13 protein-coding genes are annotated in these 12,838 nt (G+C 70.2%); 3 read left to right on the top strand and 10 right to left on the bottom strand.

Features of this window, described 5'->3' with window-relative positions; all coding sequences use genetic code 11:
- Positions 1-84 precede the first annotated feature (84 nt).
- From AB0J16_RS19640 to wecB, 5 genes are all read right to left on the bottom strand, one after another.
- Positions 85-762, bottom strand: a complete 678-nt coding sequence (locus AB0J16_RS19640; protein WP_358541056.1) for a hypothetical protein — start codon at positions 760-762, stop codon at positions 85-87.
- The gene (locus AB0J16_RS19635) at positions 759-1,994 is read right to left on the bottom strand and encodes a glycosyltransferase family 2 protein (protein ID WP_358541053.1); all 1,236 of its coding nucleotides are present in this window, start codon (positions 1,992-1,994) and stop codon (positions 759-761) included. Before AB0J16_RS19635 ends, AB0J16_RS19640 begins: the two co-directional genes overlap by 4 nt.
- Complete coding sequence (locus tag AB0J16_RS19630; protein ID WP_225302465.1) at positions 1,991-2,140, bottom strand: hypothetical protein; 150 nt, start codon at positions 2,138-2,140, stop codon at positions 1,991-1,993. Before AB0J16_RS19630 ends, AB0J16_RS19635 begins: the two co-directional genes overlap by 4 nt.
- A 62-nt stretch (positions 2,141-2,202) precedes the next feature.
- Entirely contained in the window at positions 2,203-4,035 is a 1,833-nt protein-coding gene (locus tag AB0J16_RS19625) for a DUF2334 domain-containing protein (RefSeq protein WP_358541050.1), read from the bottom strand.
- Complete coding sequence (gene wecB, locus AB0J16_RS19620) at positions 4,032-5,294, bottom strand: UDP-N-acetylglucosamine 2-epimerase (non-hydrolyzing) (RefSeq protein WP_358541047.1); 1,263 nt, start codon at positions 5,292-5,294, stop codon at positions 4,032-4,034. The genes AB0J16_RS19625 and wecB overlap by 4 nt, the downstream gene beginning before the upstream one ends.
- Positions 5,295-5,596: 302 nt before the next feature.
- Between wecB and AB0J16_RS19615 the strand changes: the two genes are divergently transcribed.
- The 3 genes from AB0J16_RS19615 to AB0J16_RS19605 all read left to right on the top strand — a co-directional run bounded on the left by AB0J16_RS19615 (position 5,597) and on the right by AB0J16_RS19605 (position 7,780).
- Entirely contained in the window at positions 5,597-5,971 is a 375-nt protein-coding gene (locus AB0J16_RS19615; protein WP_358541044.1) for an MFS transporter, read from the top strand.
- A complete protein-coding gene (locus AB0J16_RS19610) occupies positions 5,932-6,486 on the top strand; it encodes a hypothetical protein (protein ID WP_358541041.1) in 555 nt (184 codons plus the stop codon). The genes AB0J16_RS19615 and AB0J16_RS19610 overlap by 40 nt, the downstream gene beginning before the upstream one ends.
- A 151-nt stretch (positions 6,487-6,637) precedes the next feature.
- Positions 6,638-7,780, top strand: coding sequence for a winged helix DNA-binding domain-containing protein (locus tag AB0J16_RS19605; protein WP_358541039.1), 1,143 nt, complete (start codon positions 6,638-6,640; stop codon positions 7,778-7,780).
- Positions 7,781-7,839: 59 nt separating this feature from the next.
- Here the strand turns inward: AB0J16_RS19605 and AB0J16_RS19600 are convergent, their stop codons facing one another.
- From AB0J16_RS19600 to AB0J16_RS19580, 5 genes are read right to left on the bottom strand one after another with little or no spacing between them, the layout of a single operon-like run.
- Complete coding sequence (locus tag AB0J16_RS19600) at positions 7,840-8,631, bottom strand: FadR/GntR family transcriptional regulator (RefSeq protein WP_358541037.1); 792 nt, start codon at positions 8,629-8,631, stop codon at positions 7,840-7,842.
- Positions 8,628-9,764 (bottom strand): ABC transporter ATP-binding protein, encoded by a 1,137-nt coding sequence (locus AB0J16_RS19595; RefSeq protein ID WP_358541034.1) that lies wholly within the window; start codon positions 9,762-9,764, stop codon positions 8,628-8,630. The genes AB0J16_RS19600 and AB0J16_RS19595 overlap by 4 nt, the downstream gene beginning before the upstream one ends.
- The gene (locus AB0J16_RS19590; RefSeq protein WP_358541031.1) at positions 9,761-10,570 is read right to left on the bottom strand and encodes a carbohydrate ABC transporter permease; all 810 of its coding nucleotides are present in this window, start codon (positions 10,568-10,570) and stop codon (positions 9,761-9,763) included. The genes AB0J16_RS19595 and AB0J16_RS19590 overlap by 4 nt, the downstream gene beginning before the upstream one ends.
- 8 nt (positions 10,571-10,578) lie before the next feature.
- Positions 10,579-11,478, bottom strand: coding sequence for a sugar ABC transporter permease (locus AB0J16_RS19585; RefSeq protein WP_358541029.1), 900 nt, complete (start codon positions 11,476-11,478; stop codon positions 10,579-10,581).
- On the bottom strand, positions 11,475-12,779 hold the full coding sequence (locus tag AB0J16_RS19580; protein ID WP_358541026.1) for an extracellular solute-binding protein: 1,305 nt from the start codon (positions 12,777-12,779) through the stop codon (positions 11,475-11,477). Before AB0J16_RS19580 ends, AB0J16_RS19585 begins: the two co-directional genes overlap by 4 nt.
- Between the last annotated feature and the right edge of the window lie 59 nt (positions 12,780-12,838).

The raw sequence follows: 12,838 nt of genomic DNA, 5'->3' as shown, positions 1-12,838 counted from the left end.
TCAGCCACCGATCGCCGGCGAGCGCGGTGGCGGCGCGGTCGCACGACCGTGACCCGGCGATCCCTCCCCCGTTCAAGGCCTCACTTACCGCAGCGAGCCGCCGCGAAACCGCCGTGCCGCAGATGCGACGCGCAGGTCGGTGAAGCAGGTCGTGGCGTCCTCGTTGTAGAGGCCGGCGTGGCCGCCCCGATAGGGCCGTTCACGGTCGTGGAAGCGGACCAGGTGACGGCCGTCCACCTTGGCCGTGATCGTGGCGCCCACCTGGTGGATCTCGATCGTGTGCCACACGCCGAGCGCGTAGGACCGGGCGCCCGTGGCGAGGTAACGCTGGTTGCCCGGGTAGCCGGGGGTGACCTTGCCGAGCTCCCAGCCGTTGGGTTTGGGCACGAGGTAGTAGAAGTGGTCGTCGTCCGTGTAGTGCCACACGACCCAGGCGACCTCCCAGGCGTTGGGCGTGGGGCGCCGTAGCTGGTGCAGGGTCCTGGCCCGTACGCGGATCCGGACGTCCGTGTAGCGGCCGGTGGTCAGGGCCAGCGCGGCGTGCGTCTCGGCCGGGGCTCGCGCGGGCCGCGGTGACAGCCGCCACACCCACCGGTCGCCGGCCTGGTACGTGCACGCCCTGCCGTACCCGTCGTAGGCCAGGAACAGCCCCGCCCGGACGGTCCCCTCCGGCCACGGGACGCACGGGGCGGGCGCGGCGGGCGCCACCGGGAGGGCGAGCAGCGCGACGGCGGCCAGCGCCGGGCCTGCGGGCGCTCTCACGCGGGTCCCGGTGACGGATCGGCCAGCCGTTCGGTCTTCATCCAGACCCGCCGGCCGCGCGCCGCCCGCCACAGCCCCCGGCAGGCCGCCACGAGCCAGACCAGGTTGTAGACGATGAACAGGTGACCGTAGCAGAGCCCGCGCAACCGCCCCATGTCACCGCTGATGCGCGCGTAGAGCGGCCCCAGCAGGAAGGCCGCGCCGAACGTCAGCGCGTACCACGACGCGATCGGCACCGGCTGGATGAGCTGCTCGCGCGCCACCGGCGAGAACGCCACCCCCACCAGGGACGCGACCAGCGAGATCGTCATGAAGGCGCCCACGAAGATCAGCAACGGGCTGAGCAGCACGTTCAGCAGGTCGGTCGCCATCCGGCCGGACGCCTGCCCGACCACCGACGGCACGAGCCGCAGCGCCTGAAGGTGCCCCTGGAACCAGCGTGAGCGCTGCCGCGCCAGGGCGCGCACGCTGACGAGCCCCTGCTGGCTCACGGTCGCGTCCGGGACGCAGGCGGTACGCCAGCCGGACAGCACCATCCGCACGCCCAGGTCCAGGTCTTCGGTCAGGCTGGGCGACCACGGGTCGTCACCCAGGTCCAGGAGGGCGCTCAGTCGCATGATCTGGCCGTTGCCGCCGAGCCCCGCAGAGCCGATGCGGGTGCGGGTGCGCTGGAACATCCAGGTGTAGACGACGAACTCCATGTCCTGCATCCGCGTCAGGAGGCTCTGCGTCCGGTTGCCGATCCGCACCCCCATCTGGACGGCGCCGACCCGGGGGTCGGCGAAGTACGGCAGCGCCGTGTCCAGGGCCCGCGGGTCGAGCCTGCCGTCGGCGTCCATCAGGCAGACGAGGACACGGTCGGCGTCGTCCAGCAGTTCCTCCGGAAAGTGGCGAAGGGCGTGGTTGAGCGCCCGGCCCTTGCCCTGGCGGGCGTCCGGCGGCTCGCGCCTGAGCAGGCGGACCAGCGGGCCGGCGACCCGCCGGACGACTTCGGCCGTCCCGTCGTCGGAGCCGTCGTCCACGACCAGGACCTGGCCGCCGTGCAGGGCGCTCAGGGTGGCGGCGATGACCCGCTCCTCGTTCAGGCAGGGCACCAGGAAGACGACGGAGAAGTCGCCGTCGTCGCCGGCGGGGTGCTCGGCGATGCCCGCCGATTCCAGGTACATCCCCAGCGTGTAGGTGAACCCCAGCAGCACGGCCGACAGCGCGCACAGGACCAGCACGGTGATCATCGGCGCCTCCTGTGGGCGGCCAGCACGAGCGTGCCGAGGACGACGACGTACAGCGCGAACAGCAGTCCGGCGACCGCCAGGGCGAGGCGGGCCACGCCGAACGCCGTCGCCCCGACGTCCACGGCCCGCGCGAGGAGCTCAGTCATGGTGCTTGCCTTTCCTCTCTCCTAGCTGACAGGGGGCCCCTCTTAGCTGAAGGGGGCCACTCTCATAGCTGACAGGGCGCCACGAAGCGGTATCCCATCGACTTGAGCCGGCCGACGATGTCCTCCAGTCGGTCGGCGCCGAGGAAGGGGTGGTAGAAGAACCCCGCGACGTTGTCGCGTACCACGAGCTGCGCCTGGGCGTGTTCCACGATCGCCTCTGGGGTCCCCTCGTCCTCCATGACCGGGTCCCGCTCCACCATGCCGAGGGTCTCCGGGACGACGACGCTGCCATAGACGTCGCGGATCACGTACGGGGCGAACTGCTCGTCCATGTACGGCGACACCGGCGCGTGGCCCTCCCAGCCGGGGGTGAAGTAGGCCCCGCGGTCATAGCGGGCGGCGAACCTGCGCGCGATGACGCGGTAGTCGTCCGGCGAGGCGGCGTAGTGCGGCACCTCGAAGACGTGCGGCTCGGGCAGGCCGGCCGCGCGGACCTCGGCCACCGCCTGGTCGAGACGGTGTTCCATCCAGGTGGCCGAGTCGCCGTGGATCGCTCCGTCGTAGATGAGCCGCCGCTGAGCGTCGAAGTGGGTGCGGAAGAACTCGAAGTCCTGCCCGCTCTCCCCATTCGTGGGATTGGGCGGGCCGTCCGACTGGTGGGTGTAGCCGTGCAGGACCATCGTGCCGCCGTGCTCCAGAAGGTAGACCAGGGCCCGCACCAGCTCCGGCCGGTCCCGCAGGCGGATGGTCGCCCGCTCCTGACCCTCCTCCAGCGGGCCGCGGTAGACCGGGATGACGCCGAAGCTGAACGGGACGCCGAGCCGGGACAGCGTCTCCCCCGCCGCGCGGATGGCCTCGGGATCGGCCTGCGGTCCGAGGTCCTCCAGGCGGACCAGGGCGCGGTGGCGGGCAGGCGTTCCGGGAGCGAGCAGGTCGAACAGCAGGTCGGACACGGCCAGGAAGCGGTCGTCGTCCTCGTCGATGTTCAACGCGACCTCGGCGACGTAGGTGAGGTTCCCGGACCTGACGGCCCAGGGACCCGTCCGGCGATCCGTCGTGACCGCCGTGGCCAGCACCCGGGCTCTGCTGGGGTCGAGAGCGGCGAACGTGCTGATCGGTCCCTGGGCGGGATCGCGGCTCAGCAGCACCCCCTTGTACTGGACGCCAGTGACGCGCTCCAGGCCCGCGCCGCGCTGGACGACCTGCCCGGACTGCGGGATCGGCGGCTGGGCGTCGGGTCCCTGGCGCGGAGGCCGGCGGGGCGCCAGGCCCTCGCCGCCCCATCGCCAGCCGTAGCGCCGCGCGAAGTCGTCCGCCGTGGTGAGCGTGCCGATGTTGCCGCCCAGCCAGAGAACGGGGCGCCGGCCGGCGAGCACGTCGCCGCGCAGGGCCGCCGGAAGCCGCTGGGCGCTCGACATGCCCACGTACACCAGGGCCCGGTGGCCGGCCAGCATGCCGGCCCGGTAGGCGCTCGTCCGGATCACCCGTACCGGCCCGAAGTGCGAGACCAGGTTGGCGGCGCGGGCCGCGTACACCTGGAACGCGGCCGGCCCGTCGGCGTCGTCGACGGCGATCAGCGTCGCGTTCGCGTTCGTGCCGCCTTTGTCCGTGCCGTTTTGAGGCGTGCTCTTCTGGTCCCTGCCGTTATGGTGCGTGCCGTTCTGGTCCATGCCCGCGCGTGCTGCCGCCGGGTTCGCGGACCGTCCGTCCGGCGCGTCCGGGCCGTTCGTGCTGCACGCCGGCCACGTACGGGGCGCGGGCAAGGTCACCGGCTCCTTCCTGGAGAAGATCCCCAGGCTGGCGCCCGACACGACGAGAGCGCTCAGCAGCAGAGCCGCCAGCCACCTGAGCCCGGCGTGCCGCCGGAGCCCGCCCGCGCGCTCGCCGTCGCTCATCGCACGATCACCGGCCTCACGCCATGGCTCGCCGCCTCGACCTCGACCACGACCCGGTAGCCCTGTTGGGGCACGTCCTGTTCGGGCAGCGCTCCGAACGGGACGGGGCGCGGACCGAGGCCGAACAGGTGGGCCAGCGCCGCCAGCACCCGCTCAGTGGCCCGCCCGTCGCCGTAGGGATTGCGCGCCCGCGCCATGCGCCGGTAGTCCTCGGGCGAGTGGAGCAGGCCGCTGACACCGGCCACGATGCCGTCCTCCTCGGTCCCCACCAGCCGTGCCGCCCCGGTGCGGAGCGCCTCGGGCCGTTCCGTGGTGTCGCGCATCACGAGCACCGGCTTGTTCAGGCTCGGCGCCTCCTCCTGGATCCCGCCGCTGTCGGTGAGCACGAGGTACGAGCGGCGCAGCAGGCGGGCGAAGTCGCCGTAGTGGAGCGGCTCGGTGACCGTGATGTTCGGATGCCGGTCGAGACGCGGGAGCAGGGCGCGCCTCACCTCCGGGTTCGGATGCATGGGGAAGACGAGGTGCACGTCCCTTTCACCGGCCGCCGCCAGCCGGGACAGGGCCCGGGCGATGCCCTCCATCCGGTCCCCCCAGGACTCCCGGCGATGCGCGGTGACCACGATGACGCGCCGGCCGTCCTGCTCCAGCGCGGCCAGCCTCGGTTCCCTGTACCCGTGACCCGTACAGGTGCTCTGCAGGAGCGCGTCGATCACCGTGTTTCCGGTGACGACGATCGACTCGGCGGACACGCCCTCACGAAGGAGGTTGTCCGCGCTGCCCGAGGTCGGCGCCAGGTGGAGGGTGGCGATCCGGCTCGTCAGGCTGCGGTTCGCCTCCTCCGGGAACGGCGAGTACAGGTCGCCGCTGCGCAACCCGGCCTCCAGATGCACGACCGGCACCCGGTGGTAGAAGGCCGCTAGCGCTCCGGCCAGCGTGGTCGTCGTGTCCCCCTGCACGACCACCGCGTCGGGACGGTACGCGGCCACGAGACCATCCAGCCCGCAGACCGCCCGGCTCGTCAGCTCGGCGAGGGTCTGTCCCGGCCGCATGATCCCGAGATCGACGTCCGGTTCGATGCCGAACGTCTCATGGACCTGGTCGAGCATTTCCCGATGCTGCCCTGTCACGACCACCACCGGCTCGAAGAGCGCCGCCTCGGTCAGGCCAATGACCAGGGGAGCCAACTTGATCGCCTCGGGCCGCGTGCCGTACACCACCATGACGCGACGTACGCCCGACCCCGCACGCCAGGTGCCCACGAGCCTCGTTGAAGAGCACATAAAACGACAATTCGCACTAAAACATTCAGCAATCCTCAAGACTGCCTCAGCACTACCTCAATTCGTCCGCGATGCCAGGGGTTGGGGATCGTCCGGGTTGACCTGGAAACTCCTCGCCCACCCCTTCTGGCGACGACTCCTCGCAAACGCCCACCCAGCAGACCCGCCCGAACACCTGCGCCCCATCAGAGGACCGCCCCCCAGGAGCCCCTCGAGCCCCGCACCCTTCAACGCACGCCTTGCTCCGGAGACTCCTCGTCCACCCACCCGAATAGTTCATCGTGAGCTGGCTGGCCTCCACCTGGGCCGCGCCGGACCAGCTCGGCTGGCGCCTGCTGTGGCTGATCGGCCTTCCCACCGGTCTCATCCTGCTGCTGAACCGCTGGATCCCGGAGTCGCCGCGCTTCCTGATCAAGCAGGGCCGCGATGAGGAGGCCCAGACCGTCATGCGCAAATACGGCGCCACCATCGTCGAGACGCCGTCCGAGCTCGCCGTCGAACAGAACCTGGGACGCGGCTCCCGGCTGGCGTTCAGCAAGCCGTTCCTCGGCCTGACCGTCGTCGTCGTCCTGCTGGCCCTGAGCATCGGCACCACCCAGTACGGTTCCAGCAGTGAATGCCGTCCAACCTCCAGCGGCTCGGCTTCTCCGAGGTGAACGCGAGCGAGATCCTCCGTAACGCCGCGATCATCGGGTTCCCGTTCAGCCTGCCGATCGCGCTGCTGTACGGATTCTGGAGCAGCAAGAAGACCATCATCCTCGTGACCGCGGTGATGGGCGGCTCCCTCGCCACCTTCGCGTTGCTGGGCGATCAGGTGGCCGCCAACCGCACTCTGCTGTACGTCCTGCTCGTTGTGCCGGTATGGGGAATCAGCATCCTTAACGCCGTGCTCGCCGCCTACACCGCGGAGATCTATCCGACCGTGATCCGCGCCCGCACCAGCGGTCTGTCCGCTGGAGCGACCAAGGCCGGTGGCGTGCTGATCCTGGCCCTGGTGGTCACCGCCGTCGCGATCCCTTCCGTACGAGTGACCGCCGCTGTCGGCGTCATCCCGATGGCCCTGGCCATGATCGCCCTCATCGCCTTCGGCCCGGAGACTCGGCACAAGCAACTCGAACGCATCACGGCCGAGCAGCTCATGTCGTACTCCCGACGATCCGGCGAATTGTAGCCAGCTCCGGGCTGGGCGATCTTGTTCGCCGGGCACGCAGCGTCATCTTGGTGGTGAGGGTGAAGCGGTGTGCAATTGGTTCGGCTCCCCCCTGCGACACCGCCCGAAACGCGGAACGAATTTTGCCGCATTGCTCCCTAGGGTCAGTTTCATGATGAAGATGTCGTGGTCCCAGGTCAGCGCCAGGCGTTTGGCGCGGCACGACCTGGCCGCCCCCGCGAAGGACGCCACTCCGGCAGACGTGGTCGCCGCCATGTGCGGCGCCCATGCCCAGGTGATGTCGGCGGCCGAGTTGTCGATCGGCCTCCGTCTCGACGGCGTCACCCGCACCGGGGTGCGCGAGGCGCTGTGGGGCGAGCGCACCCTGGTCAAGACGCACGGCCCGCGCGGCACCGTACACCTGCTGCCCGCCCGCGACCTGCCGATGTGGGTGGGAGCCCTGTCGACGCTGCCGGTCGCGCACTCGGTTTTCGCCCAGGACGTACGCATGACGTCCGCGCAGACCGATCAGGTCGTGGAGGCGATCCGCGATGTGCTGGGGACCGGAGCGGCCCTGACGATCGACGAGTTGAGCGACGCGGTCGTGGCCACCACGGGGCCGTGGGCCGGAGACCTCGTCATGCCGGCCTTCCAGACCATGTGGCCGCGCTGGCGGCAGGCCATGGCGACGGCGGCGCACCGGGGGGCGTTCGTGTTCGGCCCGGCGAGGGGGCGCAAGGTCACCTATAGCGCCCCGCCCGCGGATCGCCACCCGGCCAAGCCGGTCGACGACTGTCTGGTTGAGCTGGTCAACGCTTATCTGAGGGCGTACGGTCCCGCCACGCCCGAGCAGTTCGCCAAGTGGATCGGGGCGCCGGTGAAGTGGGCGGCCGGGGGCTTCGCGGCGGCCGAGCCGGAGCAGGTGCTGTTCGAGGGCGTCCCGGCCTGGGTGGCGGCCGGTGACACCGCGGTGCCGGACGAGCCGCCGAGGGGTGTACGGCTGCTGCCGTACTTCGATGCCTATGTCGTGGCCGGGAGGCCGCGCGAGGTGTTGTACCCGGGCCCGGCCGCCGGGCGGGCGCTGAACGGCGGCCAGGCGGGCAACTTCCCGGTGCTGCTCGTGGACGGGCAGGTGGCGGGGGTGTGGCACCAGCGGCGCTCCGGCCGCCGGTTGGCCGTCACGGTGGAGTCGCTGCGTGAACTCACCCCCGCCCAGCTGCGCGAACTCGACGAGCAGGTGGCGCTCACCGGACAGATCCTGGAGGGCGAACCGCAGCTGACGCTCGGCCCGATCACCGTGGGCGGCCACGCCTGACCGCATCCTCCACGTCTTGATCCTCCACGTCTTGGCCCGTGGGATGCCACGGTGACGCGCTAGGCAGGTGTGGAGTCCGCCGGCACGTTGTCGTCGGCCAGAAGCTCGGCCGAGGGTGTCGCGAGTTGGTGTTCGATGACCTCGGCCAGGCTGGTGTCCATGTCCGGCCCATAGAGGTCCCCGGCGATGTCGAGGTGCCGTCGCATCGCCTCGCGCGCCCCGTCCGGATCGCGGTCGAGGATGTGCTCCAGGATCACGGTGTGCAGCGGCTCGCCGGCGGCGCGTACCTCGCGGTCGCTGAGGCTGCGCAGCATCAGGCCGTAGGTGAGGTCCTGGATCGCGGTGAACATCATGTGGATCACCGGGTTGCCGGAGGCCCGCGCGATGGTCTCGTGGAAGGTGAGGTCGACGCGTGCCCTGGCGTGTACGTTGCCCGGCTGGGCGAACAGCTGGTGGATGCGCAGCAGGTCGGTCCGGTCCTGCTTGGTGGCGTTGGTCGCGGCCAGGCCGGCGGCCTCGGTCTCCAGCATGACGCGGGCCCGCATGAGCTGCCGGGCTGTGACGCCCGCCGCGCGGGCCGCGAGGTTCATCGGCCGCATCAGGTTCTCGGCCGTGTACTGGCGGACGAAGCTGCCGCGCTGCGGCGAGACCTCCACCAGCCCGCGCTCCTGCAGGGCCTTCAGCGTCTCCCGGATGACGGGGCGGCTGACGGTGAACTCGGTCGCCAGATCGCGTTCGGACGGCAGCCGGGCACCGGGTGCCCATTGTCCGGTCAGGATCCGGTTCTCGAGTACGGCGATGAGTGTGCCGAGGTTCGTCGTCGACGGTTTTTTCCCCCGCCCAGCGGTCATGCCGACCACGGTAGCGGCTGGCCGTCGTCGGCGAGTTCGGTGCCGTGCCAGCACGCCCGCCCATCAGGGCCGAAGAGATGAAGATCGGCGAGCGGCACCTGGAAGGTCGCGTGTTCGCCGTCGCGCGGCCCGCTGCGGGGCGGCAGCCGGGCGATGATGGTCCGTCCGGTGCTGTCGCGCAGGTGGAAGATGCTCTCGTTGCCGAGGTTCTCCCGGTACGACACGGTCGCCGCCAGCTCATAGGCGGGAGTACCGGTGTCGACGGGCAACCGGACCGACTCCGGCCGGAAACCGATCTGCACCGACTCGGGCAGGTCCGCGGGCAACGCCTCGCGCGGCAGCCGCCAGCTCAGCTCACCGCTGGTCAGCTCCACGTGCGTGTCGGCCGCCCGTACGGTGGCGTCGAGCAGGTTCATCCGGGGGCTGCCGAGGAACGTGGCGACGAACACGCTGGCCGGCTTCTCGTAGATCTCGGCCGGGGTGCCGATCTGCGCGAACTCGCCCTCGTTGAGTACCGCGACCCGATCTCCCATGGTCATGGCCTCGACCTGGTCGTGCGTCACGTACAGGACAGTGCCCCGGGTGCGGCGGTGGAACTCGATCAGCTCGGCCCGCATCTGCACCCGCAACGCGGCGTCCAGGTTGGACAGCGGCTCGTCCATCAGGTAGGCGGCCGGTTCCCTGATCATGGCGCGGCCGAGCGCGACCCGCTGCCGCTGGCCGCCGGAGAGCTGTCCGGGCTTCTTCTTGAGCTGGTCGGTGAGCCCGAGGGCCTGGCCGGTGTCGGCCACCCGCTGGCGGATGACCTCCTTCGGCACGTGGTGGGCGCGCAGCCCGAACGCCAGGTTGCCTTCGACGCTCAGATGCGGGTAGAGGGCGTAGTCCTGGAAGACCATGCCGATCCCGCGGTCGCCGGGGTGGGCGTGGGTGACATCCCGCCCGCCCACCGTGACCCGGCCGGCGCTGACCGGCTCGATGCCGGCGACGATGCGCATGAGCGTGGACTTCCCGCAGCCGGACGGGCCGACGATCACCAGGAACTCCCCGTCCCGTACGTGCAGGTCGATGTCGGCGAACAGCACCTGGTTGCCGTAGCGCTTGGTGACCCGCTCGACGCGGATGCCGTCGGTCATCGTTTGACCCCTCCGAGGGTGAGACCTGAGACGTAGTAACGCTGCAGGAAGGAGAACAGGACGAGCGGGGGCAGGATCGAGATGAGCGCCGCCGCGGTCTGGAGGTGGTAGACGATCCCGTGTTCCCCCTCGAAGGACGACAACGCCAGCGGCAGCGTCCACAGGTCCTGCTCGCTGGCCGCGATCAAGGGCCAGATCAGGTTGTCCCACTGGGCGAGGAACTGCAGCAGCAGCACGGTGAGCAGCGCCGGCCGCAGCAGCGGTACCGCGATGCGGAGGAAGATGCGCAGCTCACTGGCGCCGTCCACCCGCGCGGCGTGCAGCATCTGCACGGGGATGCCCAGCGCGAACTGCCGCACCAGGAAGACGCCCAGCGCGCTGGCGGCGAACGGCGCGATCAGCCCCTGGTAGCTGTTGAGCCAGCCGATCTCGCTGAGCATGACGAACACCGGGATCATGACGACCGCCGGGGTCAGGGACAGCGCGACGACCACCAGGTTGAGCAGGGCGGCCCGGCCGGGGAAGCGCAGCCGGGCCAGCGCGTACCCGGCGGCGGCCGAGATCGCCACGTCGAGCACGGAGACGGCCGACGCGATCAGGACGCTGTTCATCAGGTAGCGCGGGAACCGGCCGTCGGACATGATCTCGCCGATGTTGTCGAACAGCGCGAAACCGGTGAACCGCAGCCCGGACAGGTCGGTGTCGTCCGGCGCTGACGCGAGCACGATCATGGAGTAGAGCGGGAGCAGCATCAGCGCCACGAAGCCGATCAGGGCCACCACGGTGAGCGACCGGCCGATTCTCATTCGTCCGCTCATTCCTCGTCACTCCTGACCAACGTGAACTGGGTGAACGCGAACACCAGCAGCACGACCAGCAGGACGATCGCGATCGCGGAGGCGTAGCCGAAGCGGGAGAAGGAGAACGCGTTGTTGTAGAGGTACAGGGGCAGCACCTGGGTGGCGTTGACCGGGCCGCCCTTGGTGAGCAGGTAGGCGGGCACGAAGGACTGCATGGCCCCGGTGACCGCCACGACGATCACGAAGGTGAAGGTCCGGCGCAGCAGCGGCACGGTGACCAGGAAGAAGGTACGCAGCGTGCGGGCGCCGTCGATGGCCGCTGCCTCGAAGACGTTGACCGGCAGGGCCTGCAGCCCGGCCACGAAGATGATCACGTACAGGCCCACGTACTTCCAGATGACCATCACGAGCAGCGCCCAGATGGCGTAGTCGGAGTCGGTGAGCCAGGGACGGGGGCCGACCCCGGCCGCGCCGGCGAGCGCGTCGGCCAGGCCGCCGGTCGAGTAGATCACCTGCCACAGTACGGTGGCGCCGACCAGCGGCATCACCGCCGGGATGAAGACCAGCCCGCGCAGCCAGGCCCGGAACCTGCCGGGTTTGGCCAGCGGCACGGCCACGACCAGCGCGATCACGATCGTCGGGCCGACCGCGAAGACCGTGTACAGCAGCGTCACCCACACGCTGCTCCAGAACTCGTCGCTCGTCACCATCTCGCGGTAGTTGTCGAGCCCGACCCACTGCGGGGTGCCGGAGAGGTCGTACGAGGTGAAGCTCAGGTACAGGGCGGCGAGCGCGGGCAGCGCCCAGAACAGCACGAAGTACACGATCGCCGGGGCGGCGAGGCCCGCGCCGGCGCGGGCCTCGACCGCGCCCATGGTGCGGGCCTTGCTGCCGATCACTTGAGGATCTGTCACTTGAGGATCCGTCCCACCGCGGTGTCGAAGGCGGTCGCGGCCTGCTGGGCGGGCGCCTGCTTGTGGATCACCGATTCGAGCGCGTCGAGCAGCGCCTTGATCGTCTCGGTCCACTGCGGGAGCACCGGGCCGAAGTCGGTGTACGGGATCTGCTGCTCCAGCTGCTGGCTGGCCTTGTCACTCGCGGCGGGCAGCTTCTGCCAGCCGGCCGTCGGCGTGACCAGGCCGGTGGCGGCCAGCTGCTGGTTGACGTTGTCCCCGTTGAGCAACCAGTTAATGAAATGCCACGCTGTGTACGGATTTTTCGCCTTTTTGGCGACAAACCATCCCCACGAGTAGCCGGCGGCCACCTTCTCCTTCCCCTCCCAGCTGGGCACGAGGGCGCTGTCGAAGGTCTGGCCGAGCTTGGCGTTGGGGTTGATGGCCGGGATGAGGCTCGAGGTGAACCGGCCGGACATCAGCATGGCCGAGGTGCCCTTGGCGAACAGACCGAACGCGCCGACCGGGTCGCTCAGCTTCGGGTTGCCGAGGCTGCCGTAGTATTCGAGCGCCTTGATGCCCTCCGGCGTGCTCAGCATGCCGCGCCGGGAACTCTCGTCGATGATCTGCCCGCCCAGTCCGCGGATCAGCGGGATGAAGTTCAGCATCGCCCAGATGTTGTCGGCGAGCTGCCACTGGAGCCCGACCTGGGAGGCGTCGGCGTTGGTGAGCTTCTTACTGAACTCGGCGACCTCCTCCCAGGTGGTGGGGGGCTTGTCGGGGTCGAGCCCGGCCTTCTCGAAGCGGTCGCGCCGGTACCACAGGTGGACCGAGTTGAAGTCGATCGGCGTGCCGTAGACCTGCTGCTCGTAGGTCAGCGCGGCGAAGGCGTTGGTCTCGAACCTGCCCTTGAGCGCGTCGATGGACGCGGCGCCGAACTCCGCCGACGGCAACGGCGCGAGCTGCTGCTTCGAGGCCCGCTCGGCGAGGGTCCAGGCGCCGACCTTGATCAGGTCGGGCGGCGCGCCCGTGGTGAACGCCGTGGAGAGCTTGGTGTCGAGGTTGGCGATCGGGACGTACAGCGGCTTGATCGACACCTTCGGGAACTGCTTCTGGTACTCGGCGATCTTGGCGTTGAAGTACTTGGTGTTGGCGGGCTCCTCGTGCATCCAGACGACGACCTGGCCCTGTGGCCCGGTCTTGCTGGAGCCGGCCTGCGGCTCGGACGACCCGCACCCGGTCAGGGTGAGCTGGCTGGCCGCGCCACCGAGCGTGAGCAGGGCGGCGCCGCGCAGGAGGTCTCGACGGGGGATGGCACTCATGTGTTCGTTCCTCTCAGGACACGAGCCGTTGGGGGGTGAGGCCGCTCAGGGAAGGGGCC

The organism is Nonomuraea sp. NPDC049750, assembly GCF_040659625.1.
Taxonomy (GTDB): domain Bacteria; phylum Actinomycetota; class Actinomycetes; order Streptosporangiales; family Streptosporangiaceae; genus Nonomuraea.
This window is presented reverse-complemented; position numbering and strand designations above follow the sequence as displayed.